This is a genomic window from Actinomyces sp. ICM47, assembly GCF_905369875.1.
Classification (GTDB): Bacteria; Actinomycetota; Actinomycetes; order Actinomycetales; family Actinomycetaceae; genus Pauljensenia.
In genome coordinates this window covers 91,348-107,948 of the sequence record NZ_CAJPJE010000002.1, presented here as the reverse complement: position 1 = coordinate 107,948, position 16,601 = coordinate 91,348, and the positions used below count along the sequence as shown (strand labels likewise).

Here is a 16,601-nt window from a genome sequence, read left to right as displayed (position 1 = left end):
CAACGGACGCCTCGAACACCTACGCGGCATCGCCCAAGGATTCGTCAACCACCGAAACTACCGCCTACGCTGCCTCCTCCACTCCGGCGGATTCCAACACCTCCTACACCCTTAAATGCGAAGAGCCTCATTACTACCACGCTGTCAAACTTAATGATTCCGTGTATGCAGAGACAAAAAGGTGGTCGGGCGACCTCACACGCTCGCCCGACCACCGCCTACAGGACAACTACTGGACGCGTGTCTCACGCTCGATGGACACCAACTTCACGCCGCTCACTCCACGGATCGCGTCCAGCGAGCCCGCAGGCACGCGCAGCGCGTAGCCCTGCAAGGCGTTCTTATACTCGCGTTCGACCTCGACGGTCGCATCCGGATAAACCCCAGCCACGGCCTCGTTGATGGAAGCAAGGGTCGCCTCACGATCAGCACCCTCCTCAAGGTGGACGATGACGACGACAGGTTCCGCTGCCTCGGCATCGCCAGACGGCGCGGGGGCACCGCTCTGCACATCCGGGCTGTCCTGCCCATCCTTGGAGGTCAACGCAGTATCGGCGTCACCCACCGGCAGCACGGGAGCCGTCGAGCTGGACTGCGGGTCCGACTGGGGAGCCGACTGAGGAGCGGACTGGGGAGCAGACTGCTGCGAGTCCGCGCCAGGGTCGGACTGGGCGGAGGGCGTCTGCGGAGAGGACACGGAACAGCTCGCGACCGCGAGCGCACACGTTCCGACGCCTGCAAGGATGGCGGCTGGTTTCTTCATGGACATGGTGCATTCCTTCGCATTCACAGGCGACCGAGGCAGTTGCGTCGTCGCCGCTGTATCGGCAGATGCATCCAACATACCGCAGGACAACAAGCGACGTGCGCGGCATCCACGTCCACCACGCACGCGTTGCCCCTCATCCGCACGTGGGACCTCTCATCCGCAGCCAAACCCGCTGTTCCGTGCGTGAGCGAGGCTGCCCACGCACGGAACAGAGGGCCCACGTGCGCAACAGCGAGTGGGCCCGGGAACGTCCGCGGTGGAACGTTCCCGGGCCCAGGCCTCGTGAATCAGAAGCAGCCAGCGTTAGTGCTGCCAGACTCCCGACTCATCGAAGGTGTAGGTGCGGCCGTTGATCGTATGCGTACCGGTGAACATGGCACCGTCAGGTCCCAGGTAGTACCAGGAGCCGCCCTGCTGGAGCCAGCCGGTGTGCATCGCGCCAGACGAGGAGAGGTAGTACCAGAGACCGTCGACCGTGACCCAGCCGGTGTGCATGTCGCCGGAGTCACCCAGGTAGTACCAGGAGCCTCCGTCGCGGATCCAGCCGCTCAGCAGAGTGCCGGAAGCGTCCGCATACACCCACTCGCCGGAGGGGCGCTTGAGGAACCCGGTCATCATGTAGCCGGCAGGGCCAAACTGGTAGTCGGAGCCGTTGATGGTGTACCAGCCGCTCGCCAGGTAGTCGGAGCCGTTGGCGCAGACGTACCACCAGCCGGTGGCGTCATTCGCCCAGTGTCCGCCCGCGGGGTCGATGCAGGGAAGCTTCGCACCCTCGTTGCTGGTGGGCAGGTCGACGGTGCGCGGCTCGGAGTGGTTGAGGCCGTAGTCCCATGCGAGCAGGTACGGGTGGGCGATGACTTCGCCGGAGCCACCCTGGTCGGTCCACGCCTGGGAGAGTTCAGACATGGGGACGTCGAGCTCGTAGCGGTACTTGCCGTCGTCTCCCTTGACACCCTCGGTGTCGGAGAAGATATGGCGGTAGAACCACAGGCCGTCTGCTGGGTCGTGCAGGTCGATACCCGCGAGGGGCTTGTTGTCGGTCACGGCGATGGTGACTTGCGGCGCGTCGCCGTCCTCACTGAATGCGAGGGTGTCGACCGTAGGGGCGGTGGTGTCGATGCTGAAGTTGTACGAGATCGACTGCTCGGCCTGCGAGGGGCCGTCGTTGTGCGCGGAGAGCGTCAGCGTGTAGTCGCCGTCGGGCAGGTTCTTGTACGCGTCGGAGCGCAGGTCGAGCGCGGTGGACTCGTGCCCGTCCTCTACCCATGTCATCTTGCCGGTGCTGGGGTTGACACCGGACTTCCAGGCCTGGTGGGTCACGTACGAGGCGACGGATTCACCGGCGGCGTTCGCGTACACGGTGTTGAGCGTGTGGACGCTGCGCAGGGTGCCGGTACGCGGTTCGAGGACCGTGGGAGCGCCCGAGGCCTCGGCGCGGGAGAGGACGTAGCGGTCAGCCTTGGGCGTGCCGGTGCGCGCGTCGGCCTTGACCAGGGGGTTGTATCCCAGCTGCTGGCCCGTGGTGCCGTTGTAGATGCCCGAGGCCAGGGTGTGCGCTCCCCCGTCGGAGGCGAGGGCGTCGAAGATGGGGGCCTTGCCCCAGTCGCCATAGAAGCCCATGTAGGGCACGGTCAGGTCGGGCTGACCGTCGGTCTTCGAGGTGAGGCGCACGAAGCCGTCGAGGAACGTGCCGTTGGGCGTGTTCTGCGCGACGTAGGAGTCGAAGGCGGCGCGAGGCGTGACGTCCACGCCCACGGTCGCTTCGCTCGAGGCGGGGACGGTGATGGTCGCGCCTTCGCCGGTGCCGCTCACGGCCGCGCCGGAGTAGGCGATGTCCACGCCCTTGCCTCGCCAGTCGGAGGAGTGGCCGGTGAAGAATCCATCCTCAACGAACTCGGAGAGCGCCTGCGTGTTCAGGGCGTAGGTGGCCTCGACGCCGGAGAGGTTGTAGAGGGTGACGTCGAAGTGCCATCCCTTGGTCCCATCCCCCAGGTCGGCCTTGGGTCGGGAGGACTCGGGGGCACCCGCCACGGTCGGGTATACGGACGAGGTCGTGGCAGCCAGGACGTTCGCCAGACCCGAGCCCTGCTTGCGCGGGGAGTACGGGTCGCCGGTGTCCTGGAGCGGGTCAGCGATGGGAGCGGCCGTGCCCATGATGAGGTTCTGGACGACGTCCACCTTTTCGCGTGCGCTCATGGACGCGAACAGCGGATCATTCTGGACGCGCTGCAGGACAACCGCGCTCACGCCCGCCATCTGCGGGGTCGCCATCGACGTGCCGGACATGAACTCGTAGGTGCCTCCGGGCACCGAGGAGTAGATGTTGCCGCCGGGTGCGGCGACCTCGGGCTTGAGGCGCAGGTCGGGGGTGACACCCCAGGAGGAGAAGCTCGACATGGAGTACTTCGAGCTGGGGGCGACGACCTTGCCGGGGGCGACGCTCAGGTGGTGGTCGGCGGCGGCCAGCATGGCCTCGCCGTCCGCCTGCGAAATGAATGCGGCGGGCACGCCGTCCGTCGCCAGGCTCATGACGACGAGGGAGTCACCGGGAACATTGTTGTAGACGATGAAGCCGGCGGGCTTGGAGCCTGCGATGTTGTCGAACTTGGTCTGGAAGGTGAGGGAGCCTCGCTTGACCAGCACGATCTTTCCGGCCAGGCCCTCGGGGTACTTGGCCTTGAGCGCGGCGCCGTCCTCGGCCGAACCGATGCCGCCGTCGACATATTCGAAGGGGCCGCCGGTCAGGTCGGACAGGTCGGGCATCTTCTGACCGTCAGCGCCACCGGCCCGCTGGAAGGGAATGTCGCGGTCGCCGACGGTGAACGCGCTGTGCGCCAGCGAGTTATCGACGGAGGCGACGGAGACCACGGAGGAGTAGGTCGCTGGCTCGCACTGGGTGGAGGAGTCCGGGTCGGACGCGAAGGGCAGGTTTTTGCCGGAGGTATTGCCGTATCCGGCCGTGTAGTGGTTACCGGCTGCCGCGTTGACGGTCACGCCCACGTCCTGCAGGCTCTTGAAGACGGTCGCGTAGACCGAGTCGGCCTCGTTGTCCATACCTCCGAGCTGGCCGAGCGACAGGTTGATGACGTCGGGGTGCAGGATCACCATGTCGTCGAGTGCGGCGAGCAGCCCGGAATCGGTGATGTCGCCCTCGACGCTGCGCGCGACTTTGGCGACGATGATCTGCGCGTCGGGCGCGATGCCGACGATTTCGCCCGCGTTGCCCGCGGCGATGCCGGCGACGTGCGTGCCGTGCGATCCGGCTTGTCCGGTCGGCGAGGCGTCCGGGTCGTTATCCGCGTAGTCGTAGGCGAAGGGGAACTTCTCCGACACGTAGGTGCCGGTCTTGCCGTCGCCCAGCTGGGGGGTCAGGGACGCCACCTTGTCCGCCGAGAGCGCGGGGGTCCCCCCGAGGGCGCCCGCGAACGCCGGATGCGTCATGTCCACGCCCGTGTCGATGACGGCGATGACCTTCCCGTCGCCCTTCTGGGTGATCTGGTCGGCGTGCATCATCAGCTGGGCGCTGAGGTTGGCGGGGTCCTGGGTTGAGGTACGGGCGGAGTTCGTCGCTCCCTCGCCAGCGACCTGGTCGTCGGCATCCTCGACGGGGGTCTCGCGTTCAATGAAGGCGGCCTTGACGCCATTCGCGGCGCGGATCGCGCTGAGCGACCCGGCGGGTGCCTTGAGGGCGTAGCCGTCCAGGGCGTTGTCATACTCGCGTTCTACCGTGGCGGCGGATCCAGGGACGGCCCCGGCCACGGCCTCGTTGATGGAGGCGAGCGCGGAGCTGCGGTCAGCTCCGTCCTGGAGCTGGACGATGATACCGACGACGCGCGCCGGATCCTGGTCGTTCACCGTCGCGTCCGCCTCGAGCGTCGCGGTCTCGCCGTTCTTCGAGGTCAGCGCGGTGTCGATGTCACCCACGGGCAGGGACGAGGCCTGGGCGTCCTGGGTGGGTTGGGGCGCCGTGGGCGTCGGCGGAGATGCAAGGGACGCGGGTCCCGTGACCGCCAGCGCACAGGCGCCGACGAGCGCGAGGAGCGCCGTAGGTTTCTTCGTTGTCATGTGCGTAACTCCAATGTGTCGACAAGCGGCCGCCCTTGGGCGTGAAGGAGACCGCGCCGTGTCGGCCGCCACACCCAACATACATGACAAAAGGCTTATGACAAACTTTGTTTCACATTGGGAAACGATTGAAGAATATTTTACTAATAAACCGGACCCGGGCCTCGAAACGCTTACATAACAACGTTCCGAGGCCCGGGCCGATTCTTCGTCAGACGCCGACGCTCAGATCACCTGACCCGCGCGCCCGACTCATCAAAGACGTAGGTACGTCCATTGATCGTGTGCGTGCCGGTCAGCATCGCGCCGGAGTAGGACAGGTAGTACCAGGAGGAACCCACCTTCACCCAGCCAGTCTGCATGATGCCGTCGGCGTTCATGTAGTACCAGGACCCGTCAACCTGCACCCAGCCGACGGCCATCGCACCGCTGTCGGACAGGTAGTACCAGGAGCCGCGGTCGAGCAGCCAGCCGGTGCGCATGACCTTGGTAGCCGGATCAAGGTAATACCAGGAGGCACCGTCACGGACCCAGCCGCCCGCCAGGGCGCCCTCGGAATCCGCGTAGACCCACTCGCCGGAGGGACGCTGGAGGAAACCGGTGGATATGTAGCCGTTGGGACCGAACAGGTAGTCGGAGCCATTGATCGTGAACCAGCCACCCTTGAGGTAGTCCGTGCCACTCGCGCAGGCGTACCACCAGCCGGTGGAGTCGTGGGCCCAGTGTCCGCCCGTGGGGCTCACGCACGGAGCGATCGGACCCTCGTTGTCGGAAGGCAGGTCAATCGTGACGGCCTCGGAGTGGTTGAGGCCGTAGTCCCACGCCATGACATAGGGGTGGGCGATGATGTCACCCGTGCCACCCTGCGCAGCCCAAGCGCTCTCTAGCTCACCCAGGGCGAGGCTCAGGCTGTAGTAGTACCTACCGTTGTTGAACCACTGATCGGAACTGTTATCAACGACCTCGCGGTAGAACCACAGTCCGCTTCCGGGGTCGTGCACGGTAAAGCCCGCAATGGGCGATTCATCACTGATCTCCAGGCTGAGGGTAGGACCGCCGACATCGGCGAGGTCCACGTTCACGTTTTTCAGAACCGGGGCCTTCGTGTCGACGCGGAAGTCATAGGAGATGGACTGCTCGGTGGTAGAAGGGCCATCGTTGCTAGCAGCAATCGTCAGCTTGTACGTGCCGTCGGGTAGGTTCTTGAACTCGTCGGACATCAGGTCCAAGCCTCTGGACGTATGGCCTTGCTCCACAGCGGTCATGACCCCATTCGAATCCAGGGCAGACTTCCAGTTCTGGTGCGACGTGTAGGAGGCGACGACCTCGCCGGCCTCGTTCGTGTAGGTCGTGGTCATCGTGTGGACAGACCGCAGCGTGCCCGTGCGAGGGTAGACAGCCGTGGGCGCGAACATGCTGTCGGAGCGAGAAATCACGTAATTCTTAGCGTTGGGGCGACCCTCACGCTTCGTCGCATCGTCGAGGGGGTTGTAGCCCAGCGAACTGCCGTTCACCCCGTCGTAGATGCCCGAGGCCAGGATGTGCCCATCACCCTCAGAGGCAAGCTGGTCAAAGATCGCGGGCTTACCCCAGTCACCGTAGAAGCCCAGGTAGGGCACGGTCAGATCAGACTGACCCTGCGTGCGCGACGTGAAGCGCACGAAGCCCTCCAGGAAGGTACCCGACGGCGCATTGTCTGTCACGTACTGGGCGAACGCGGATCCGGGGGTGACGTCGATGCCGACAGCGGCCTCGCCCTTCGCGGGAACGGTGACGGTCGCGCCCTCGCCGGTGGCCGAGGCAGCGCCGGAGTAGGCGATCTCCACGCCCTTGCCACGCCAATCGGAGGAGCGCTCACTGAAGAAGCCGTCCGTCACGATGTCGGAGAGCGCCTGGGAGTTCATCTCATAGGTCGCCGAGGCGTCGGACAGGTTGTGCAGGACGACGTCGAAGTGCCAGCCCTTGGTGCCATCCCCCAGGTCGGCCTTGGGTCGGGATTGTTCGGGGGCACCCTTCACGGTCGGGTACACAGACGAGGTCGTAGCAGCCAGAACGTTCACCAGGCCGGATCCCTGCTTGCGCGGAGAGTAGTAGGCACCAGTGTCCTGGAGTGGATCGACGACGGGGGCGGCTGTGCCCATGATGAGGTTCTGGACGACGTCCACCTTCTCACGATCACTCATCGAGGCAAAGAGCGGATCGTTCTGAACGCGCTCAAGCACGACGGCGCTCACGCCGACGATCTGGGGCGTCGCCATGGACGTGCCGGACATGAACCCGTATGCGCCGTCAGGCACCGAGGAATAGATGTTGCCGCCGGGGGCAGTCACCTCGGGCTTGAGCCGCAGATCAGGGGTGACGCCCCACGAACTGAAGCCGGATATCGAATGCTTGCTGCTGGGCGTGATCGTCATGCCCTCAACGAGGGTCAGGTGATGGTCGGCGGCAGCCAGCATGGCCTGACCATCGGCCTGCGACATGAAACCGGCGGGCACGCTCAGCGTCGACAGGCTCATGACCATGAGCGCGTCGCCGGGGACGTTGTTGTAGACGAGGACGCCAGCGGGCTTGAGGTCTGCAAGGTTCGACACCTTAGCGTCGAAGGTCAGCTTACCGCGCGACACGAGCACGAACTTACCGGCCAGCCCGTCCGGGTACTTCTCCTTGAGAGCTTTCACATCTTCTTCGGAGGCGATTCCACCGTCAACGAACTCGTAGTCGCCAGCGGGCAGCTCGGCGATGTCAGCGATCTTGTCACCGTTCTCCGCGCGCGCACGCTGGTAGGCGACGTCTCGTCCGGCTGCCTTGAAACCGTTGGCCTGAAGCACGTTATCGAGGGAGGCCACGGCAACCACGGGGGCGTAGGAAGCGGGTTCATCCAGGGTCGAGGAGTCGGGGTCGGAGGCGTAGGCCAGGTTCTTACCCGAGTTGTTGCCGTAGCCTGCGGAGAATTCGTTACCGGCGGCCGCGTCGACTGCGACCCCCTTCTCCTGCAGCGTCTCGAAGATTCCCGCGTAGACGCTGTCGGCGGCGTTGTCCATGCCGGCTGTCTGGCCGAGCGAAAGATTCACGACGTCGGGGCGCAGGACCGCCATGTCATCCAGGGCGGATAGCAGCGCGGAGTCCGGGATACCGCCGCGGTCGCGTTCGACCTTCGCGACAATGATCTGCGCGTCGGGGGCCACGCCCATGATCTCACCGGCGTTACCCGCGGCGATACCGGCGACGTGCGTACCGTGGGAACCTGCCGGAGACGCGTCGGCGTCATCATCCGCGTAATCGTAGGCGAAGGGGAACTTCTCAGAGACGTAGGTGCCCGTCTTGCCCGCACCCAGCTGCGCGGCCAGGGAGGCCACCTTTCCCGCATCCAGGGCGGGAGTCCCGGACAGGGTACCGGCGAAGGCCGGGTGGGTCATGTCCACGCCCGTGTCGATGACGGCAATAACCTTGCCCGCGCCCTTCTGGGACACCTGGTCGGCGTGCATGATGAGCTGGGCGCTCAGGTTGTCGGGATTCTGGCCCGCCAGGCGCGCGGCCGCGAAACCGCCCTCGGCGTCGGTCGTCACGTTATCGTCGACCTGAATCTCACGCTCGAGGAACGCGGCCTTCACGCCGCTCACGCTGCGGATCGCGTCAAGCGACCCAGCGGGGGCCTTCAGCGCGAATCCGCTGAAGGCGTTGGTGTACTCGCGGCTCACCTCGGCGGAGGCACCCGGGTCAACCCCAGCCACGGCCTCGTTCATGGCGGCGAGGGCGGCAGCGCGGTCGGTGCCGCTCGCCAGCTCGACGATGATGCCGGCGACGCGCGCGGAGTCCTCAGCAGCGGAGGCCTGGGTCGGCGCAGCGGCCGGGGTCTGGCCGCTCTTCGAGGTCAGCGCGGTGTCGACGTCGCCGACCGGAATGATCGGTTCGGTCGCGGACGGCGCGGGCTGTGGGGTGACGGGGGCGGGGGCGGGCGGTGCCGCAAGGGCAGCCGGAGCCGCGACCGCGAGCACGCACGCCCCAGCGAGCGCAAGCAGCGCCACTGGTTTCTTCGGTGTCATAGTCGTAAAACTCCCATGTGTTGATGACAGACCGCACGGGCGCAGTACAAAGTCCGACCCGTCGGTCATTACTTCGTAGGGTACACGACACAACACGCGAGTTTGACACCGTTTCACGGATGACACAGCACCCGCCCACAACCAACGAGGCCTGAGCCCGGAAACGCTGTCGCACTAGCGTTCCCGGGCCCAGGCGGTATGTTTCACGAAGAGGACGTCAGATCACTTGATCCACTCGCCAGATTCGCTGAACTCGTAGGAGTTTCCATCGATCGTGCGGATACCGCTGTACATCGCACCGTCGGAACCCAGGTAGTACCAGCGGCCACCGATCTTGACCCAGCCGGTCTGCATGGCACCGTCGTTGCCCAGGTAGTACCAGCGACCATCGCTCTTAACCCAGCCGGTCTGCATGGCACCGTCGTTGCCCAGGTAGTACCAGCGACCATCGCTCTTAACCCAGCCGGTCTGCATGGCACCGTCGTTGCCCAGGTAGTACCAGGAGCCTTTACCGCGCACCCAGCCGGAGCTCATGTAGCCGTTGCCATCGAAGTAGTAGTAGCGACCATCGATGAGGTACCAGCCGTTACGTAGGTACGCACCGTTGTTGCACTGCCACGCCCAGCGGTAGCCGTCGGTCACCCAGCGCCCACCCATGGAGGGGCTACACACGTTGCCGCCGTTACCGCCGTCATTACCGGGCTGATCGCCGGTGTTTCCACCGTTATCGCCGCCGCCGTTACCGGGCTGGTCCCCGGTGTTGCCGCCGTCGTTACCGGTAGCCGTCCCGATCGTGATGGCCTTGGAGTGGTTGAGGCCGTAGTCCCACGCAAGCACGTAGGGCTTGTTGTTGCTGCCGCCGCTCACCCTGCTCATGTCGACGGTAGCCGTGTAGTGGTAACGACCGTTCGAGTAGGTCTGGTCAGCGTCGTTACGGATGACGTCGCTGTAGATGTACTGGCCGCTGTTCGAGTCGTTCACCGTGAAGCCAGCCAGCGGCGACTCGTCGCTGATCTCCACGTTGAGGGTGGAACCCCCGTTGCTCAGCGTGGCACGCTCGACGACGGGCGCCTTGGTGTCAACGCGGAAGTTGTAGGTCAGGGACTGCTTCGTCGGCGAGGGGCCGTCGTTGGTGGCGGCAATCGTCAGCGTGTACTTGCCGTCGGGCAGCCTCGAGTACTTGTAGTCGTTGAGGTTGATCGAACGCGACTCGTGGTTTTCCTCAACCCAGGTCATCCGACGCTCGTCGGAGTTATACACCGACTTCCAGTTCTGCGTGGAGGTGAAGGAAGCGACGCTCTTGCCGGCCTCGTTCGCGTAGGTCGTGGTCATCGTGTGGACGGACCGCAGCGTGCCCGTGCGAGGAGTGATGGCCGTGGGCGCGCCCGAGGCCGTGGAACGGGAGATCACGTAGCGGTCAGCGTTGGGACGACCCTCGCGATCCCTGCCCTTCACGAGGGGGTTGTAGCCGAGGAGGCTGCCGTTCTGGCCGTTGTAGATGGCCGAGGAAGCAGCGTGGCCGTCACCCTCGGAGACCATCTGATCGAAGATCGAAGGCGTGCCCCAGGATCCGTAGAAGCCCAGGTAGGGCACGGTCATGTCGGACTGGCCATTCGTGCGAGCCGTGAAGCGCACGAAGCCGTCCAGGAAGGTGCCCGAGGGGGCGTTCGCGCTCACCCACTGGGCGAACTGGCTGCCGGGGGTGACGTCGATACCAACGGTGGCCTCGCCCTTGGCGGGGACGGTCACGCTATTGTTGGAGAAGGAGACGCTGACGCCCTTGCCGTTCCAGTCGGTGGAGCTGCCGGTGAAGAGGCCGCCCGAGATGTTCTCAGACAGGGCCTGAGCGGAGAGATCGTAGGTCGCCGCCGTGCCGGACAGGTTGTGCAGGGTGACGTCGAAGTGCCAGCCCTTGGTGCCATCACCGAGTTCCGCCTTGGGGCGGGAAGAGTCGGCAGCACCGTTCACGGTCGGGTACACGGACGAGGTCGTGGCAGCCTGAACGTTCACGAGGCCTGCGCCCTGCTTACGCGGGGAGTAGTAGGCACCGGAGCCGGCGTTCGGATCGGCGACGGGGACAGCGGTGCCCATGATGAGGTTCTGGACGACGTCGGCCTTCTGGCGCGCGCTCATCGAGGAGAAGAGCGGGTCGTTCTGAATGCGCTCAAGAACGACGGCGCTGACGCCGGTGATCTGCGGGGTCGCCATGGACGTGCCTGACATGTACTGGTAGCCGCCGCCGGGCACGGAGGAGTAGATGTTGCCACCGGGGGCGGTCACCTCAGGCTTGAGGCGCATGTCAGGAGACACGCCCCACGAGCTGAAGTCAGACATCGTGTAGGCACCGCGACCGTTCCGCGCGTTTTCGATGGAGGCCACCGACACGACGGGCGCGAAGGTGGAGGGTTCACCCAGGGTCGAGGAGTCCGGGTCGGAGGCGTAGGGCAGGTTCTTGCCCGACTTGTTGCCGTAGCCGGCTTGGAACTCGTTGCCTCCAGCAACGTCGAGAGTGATGCCCTTCTCCTGCAGCTTCTCGTACACGCCCGCGAACAGGGTGTCGGCCGCACTGTCCATGCCGGCCGTGCGGCCGAGGGACATGTTCACGACGTCAGGCTTAATGTCCGCCATGTCGTCCAGGGCTCCGAGCAGCGCGGAGTCGGGGATGCCGCCACCGCGGCTGCGCGCAACCTTCGCAACGATGATCTGAGCATCGGGGGCGATACCCATGATTTGATCACCGTTGGCTGCGGTAATGCCGGCAACGTGCGTGCCGTGGGCACCCGCCGGGGAGGCATCGTTGTCACCGTCCGCATAGTCGTAGGCGAAGGGGAACTTCTCGGACACGTAGGTGCCGCTCTTGCCCACCTGCTGCGCCAGAGCAGCGCCCTTGGAACTGTCGATTGCGGGAGTTCCGTGCAGGGCTCCCGAGAACGCGGGGTGGTCCATTTCCACGCCCGTGTCGATGATGGCGACGACCTTGCCTTCGCCCTTCTGAGTAACCTTGTCAGCGTGCATCATGATCTGCGCGCTCAGGTTATCGGGGTGCTGCGAACGTGACGCAGTCGTTGCGGAACCGCTGCCTGCATCGTCAGAGTCGCCGTTTGCATCGTCGCTGACTTGGGTCTCGCGATCAATGAAGGCGCTCTGGACACCGCTCACGCCGCGGATCGCATCCATCGAGCCGATGGGAGCGCTCAGCGCGAAGCCCGTAAAGGTGTTGCTGTACTCCCGCGACACCTCAGCCGAGGCATCCGGGTAGGCCGCAGCAACAGCCGCGTTGATAGAGGCGAGGGCGGCGGCAGTGTCGGTGCCGTCCTTCAGCTGGACGATCATATCCACGACGCGCGAGGATCCGTCATCGGTGGAGGCCTGAGTTTCCCCATCAACCACCTGCTCGCCCTCCTCTGAGGTCAACGCATTTTCAGCGTTGCCCACGGGCAGTTCAGGCTCGGGCTCAGGCTGCGCGACCACTCCGGCTGCGGATTGCGCAGCCTCGGGGTCAGAATCAGCCTCGGGTCCATAAGACCCGGGCAGCGCAAGAGACGTCGGCAGCGCGACTGCAACCGCGCATGCGCCGGCGATAGCGATGAGTTTCGCCGGTTTCTTCAGTGTCATATGTCTAACTCCAATGTTGGCGTCTGGGGACCCTTACAGGCCTACCTAAAGTCTGACCTATTGGTCACCCGGAATTAGAGTACAACACTTATCGCAGAATCTGGAAGTCCTTTTGCAAAATCCCGACACTTTTTCAACGACAAGGCCTGGGTTCGGTGATGTTCTCACGAAGCACCATCGAACCCAGGCTTTGTGCGGTCTTCTCCCCCTCACGTCACCCGACTAACGCGCCCGAAGGGTCAAAAGTATAGGCGCGCCCATTGATCTTTTGCACACCGGTCAGCATCACCCCATCGGACCCCAGATAGTACCAGGTGCCCCCCTGGTTGAACCATCCAGTGCACATCGCTCCAGTTGAGTCCAGGTAGTACCAGGAACTGCCGTACGTGATCCATCCAGTGTGAATGTTGCCGGAAGCTCCCAGATAGTACCAGGAACCGCGCTCGAACAACCATCCGGTGCGCATGACCTTCGTGGCTGGGTCGAGGTAATACCAATGGGGTCCTCCATACACTCCATCACGGACCCAGCCGCCCACCAGAGCGCCCTCGGGGTCCGCGTAGACCCACTCTCCGCTCACACGCTTGAGGAACCCGGTCATCATGTAGCCGGACGGACCGAATTGGTACTCCGAGCCATTGATGGTGAACCAACCCGCCTTCAGGTAGGTCACACCGTCCGCGCAGCGGTACCACCAGCCGACGGAATCCTTCACCCAGGAACCACCCGCAGGATCGGCGCAGGGAAGCCGGACGTTCGGATTGTTATTGGTGGGCAGGTCCAGGGTCACAGGATCGGAGGGGTTCAGGCCGTAGTCCCATGCAAGCACGTAGGGGTGCGAGACAACTCCCCCGGTTCCGCCCTGATTCTCCCACGCCTGCATGATCGTCATGATGGGCAGCTCCACGTGGTAGCTGTAGGCCCCATCCTCGCCAACGCTGCCCTCGCTGGGGGTGAAAATGTGGCGGTAGAACCACAGGCCGTCGACAGGATCGTGCAGGTCGATGCCAGCCAGGGGCGAGGCATCGGTGACGTCGAAGGAAATGACCATGTCTGGCCCCTCACCCCCGTACGTCAGGTTGGAGATGACGGGCGCGGTCGCGTCGAGGCGGAACTTGTAGGAGATCGACTGCTCTGCGCTTGACGGCCCGTCGTTGCTCGCCTCAATCGTCAGCGTGTACTCACCGTCGGGCAGGTCCTTGTAGGCGTCAGAGCGTGCGTCCAGCGCGGTGGGCTCGTGGTAGGCCTCGACCCACGTGTTCTCTTCGGTGCTCGTCAGATACACGGACTTCCAGTTCCGATGGTTCGTGACGGAGGAGACTTTCTCCCCGGCCTTGTTCGTGTAGATGCTGGTGAGCGTGTGGACGCTGCGCAGCGTGCCCGTGCGGGGTTCGAGGATCGTGGGCGCACCTGGAGCCCCGGAGCGCGAGATGACGTAGCGGTCGGCGTTGGGCCGACCCTCGCGTGCACCCACCTTGATAAGGGGGTTGTAGCCGAGCTGATTGCCGGTCGCGCCATTCACGATCTGTGAGGCGTGAGTGTGCCCGTAGCCCTCGGAGGCGAGTGCGTCGAAGATGGCCGGCTTGCCCCAGTCGCCGTAGAAGCCCAGGTAAGGCACGGACAGGCTGGGCTGGCTCTCGGTGCGCGAGGTGAAGCGCACGAAGCCATCGAGGAAAGTCCCCGAGGGAGCGTTGTCAGCGACATACTGGGCGAATTCGGACCCGGGGGTAACGTCGATGCCAACGGTGGCCTCGCCCTTCGCGGGCACAGTGACGGTCGCCCCCTCCCCCGCTCCCGACGCCGCGCCGCTGTACGACACAGCCACGCCACGGCCTCGCCAATCCGAGGAATGCTCCGTGAAGAAGCCGTCGTCGATGATCTCGGAGAGCGCCTGGGAGGAAAGCTCATAGGTCGCTTCCGCGTCGGACAGGTTGTGCAGGACGACGTCGAAGTTCCAGCCCTTCGTGCCATCCCCCAGGTCGGCCTTGGGCCGGGAGACCTCGGGGGCACCCTCGACGGTCGGATACACAGACGAGGTCGTGGCCGCCAGAGCGTCAACCAGGCCAGCGCCCTGCTTACGCGGAGAATACAGCACCCCGCTATCCTGAGCCGCGTCGGTCAGGGGGGCGGGCGGTGCCCATAATGAGATTCTGGACGACATCCACCTTCTCACGCGCACTCATCAAGGCAAAAAGAGGATCAGACTGGACACGCTGCAGGACGATCGCACTGATACCCGACATCTGCGGGGTCGCCATCGAGGTGCCCGAGGTCTGCTCGTACGCACCGTTCGGTATCGCGGAGAAAACGTTGCCACCGGGCGCAGCGATTTCAGGCTTGAGGCGCAGATCTGGGGAAACGCCCCACGAGGAGAACTCCGAGGCCTCGTAGACGGAGGACTGCGGCAGAACCTGGCCCTCAGCCATCGTCAGGTGATGATCAGCGGCCTCCAGCATGGCCTGGCCATCCGCCTGCGAGATAAACGCGGCGGGCACGTCCTGGGTCGTCAGGTTCATGATGATGAGGGAACCGACCGAAACGTTGTTGTAGACGAGGACACCCGCGGGGTGCAGGTCGTACAGGTTCTCGACCTTCTTCTGGTAGGTCATGTTGCCGCGCGAGACAAGCGCAATCTTGCCGGTGAGGCCATCCGGATACTTTTCCGTGAGGGCGGCCACGTCCTCCTCGGAGGCGAATCCCGCATCTACATACTCGTAGGTGCCGGCGGGCAGGTCGGAGAAGTAGGCGACCTTCTCGCCGTTCATGCCGCGCGAACGCTGGTAGCCGATATCCTTCCCGGCTGCCGTGAAAGCATTGCGGATGAGCGCGTTCTCGACGGAGGCGACGGCGACCACCGAGGGGTAAGTCGCGGGTTCGTCAATGACCGAGGAGTCGGGGTTTGAAGCATAGGGCAGGCCCTTACCAGACATGTTGCCGTACCCGGTCGAAAAAGCGTTGCCCGCAGCCGCGTTGACGGTGATCCCCGCCTCCTGCAGCTTCTTGTAGACGGTCGCATAGACCGTGTCCGCCTCGTTATCCATTCCGGCCGTCCAGCCCAGCGACAGGTTAATGACGTCCGGATGCAGGATCAGCATGTCGTCGAGTGCGGCCAGCAGAGCGGAATCCAGCAGCGCATCATCCTCGGTGCGCGTTACCTTTCCGACGATAATCTGAGCGTCCGGGGCGGTGCCGACAATCTTGTCGGCGTTACCCGCCGCGATACCCGCGACGTGCGTCCCATGGAAGCCCGACCCTCCCTCGCGCGGCGAGGCATCGTTGTCACCGTCCGCGTAGTCGTAGGCGAAGGGGAACTTCTCATTCACATAGACGCCGGTCTTCCCCTCCCCCAACTGGGCCTTGAGTTCATCCACCTTGTCCTCCGACAGGGCAGGTGTGGCCGTGAGCGCGGGCGTGAACGCCTGGTGCGTCATGTCGACACCCGTGTCGATGATGGCGATGACCTTCCCCTCGCCCTTCTGAGTCACCTGGTCGGTGCGCATCATGAGCTGGGCACTCAGGTTTGCGGGATCCTGCCCCTCGATCTGCGAGGCCCTGGTGCCGCCCTCCGCGTCAACGGCGGCCGCATCACTGACGTGCCCCTCGCGCTCCAGGAAGGCAGCCTTGACACCCGCCACACCGCGGATCTCCTCCAGGCTGCCGGCGGGGGCGCTCAGCGCGAAGCCATCCAGGACGTTGGCGTACTCCCGCTCCACCCAAACCTGCACTCCTGGAAACGACGCAGCCACGGCCTCGTTCACGGTCGCAAGAGCAGCGCTACGATCAATCCCTTCCTCGAGTTGCACGATGACGCCGACAAGTCGCGCCGAGTCCCGGTCGACGACTTCGGCAACCTCCGGTGCCTGCCCGTCCTTCGAGGTCAGCGCCGTGTCAAGGTCACCGACCGGCAGGGACGAGGCCGGGGTATCCTCCGCGGGAACCGGACCCGCGCGCAGCGGTGAGGCCACGGACGCCGGACCCGTAAACGCAAGCGCGCACGCACCGACAAACGCCAGGAGGACAGCTGGTTTCTTCATTGACATAAGCCTTCTCCAATTAGTGTCACAGACGACCACTGCCAGCGTGGGCGCTCCCACGTCGCAGCCGCCTAG

The 16,601-nt window shown here is 64.7% G+C and carries 4 protein-coding genes and 1 pseudogene; all 5 read right to left on the bottom strand.

Annotated features, from left to right (window positions below; all coding sequences use genetic code 11):
- Positions 1-229 precede the first annotated feature (229 nt).
- Entirely contained in the window at positions 230-769 is a 540-nt protein-coding gene (locus QZ149_RS01040; RefSeq protein WP_291448843.1) for a protease inhibitor I9 family protein, read from the bottom strand.
- Positions 770-1,072: 303 nt separating this feature from the next.
- Positions 1,073-4,834: a S8 family serine peptidase gene (locus QZ149_RS01035; RefSeq protein WP_291448841.1), complete on the bottom strand. Its 3,762-nt coding sequence runs from the start codon at positions 4,832-4,834 to the stop codon at positions 1,073-1,075.
- Positions 4,835-5,064: 230 nt separating this feature from the next.
- Positions 5,065-8,877 (bottom strand): S8 family serine peptidase, encoded by a 3,813-nt coding sequence (locus QZ149_RS01030; RefSeq protein ID WP_291448838.1) that lies wholly within the window; start codon positions 8,875-8,877, stop codon positions 5,065-5,067.
- A gap of 222 nt (positions 8,878-9,099) precedes the next feature.
- Complete coding sequence (locus QZ149_RS01025) at positions 9,100-12,492, bottom strand: S8 family serine peptidase (protein WP_291448835.1); 3,393 nt, start codon at positions 12,490-12,492, stop codon at positions 9,100-9,102.
- 214 nt (positions 12,493-12,706) lie between these two features.
- A pseudogene (locus QZ149_RS01020) lies at positions 12,707-16,532 on the bottom strand (S8 family serine peptidase).
- Positions 16,533-16,601: the final 69 nt, after the last annotated feature.

Coding starts and splice junctions, on each gene's coding strand:
- QZ149_RS01040 (WP_291448843.1), bottom strand. CDS start 769: ATGTCCATGAAGAAACCAGCCGCCATCCTTGCAGGCGTCGGAACGTGT.
- QZ149_RS01035 (WP_291448841.1), bottom strand. CDS start 4,834: ATGACAACGAAGAAACCTACGGCGCTCCTCGCGCTCGTCGGCGCCTGT.
- QZ149_RS01030 (WP_291448838.1), bottom strand. CDS start 8,877: ATGACACCGAAGAAACCAGTGGCGCTGCTTGCGCTCGCTGGGGCGTGC.
- QZ149_RS01025 (WP_291448835.1), bottom strand. CDS start 12,492: ATGACACTGAAGAAACCGGCGAAACTCATCGCTATCGCCGGCGCATGC.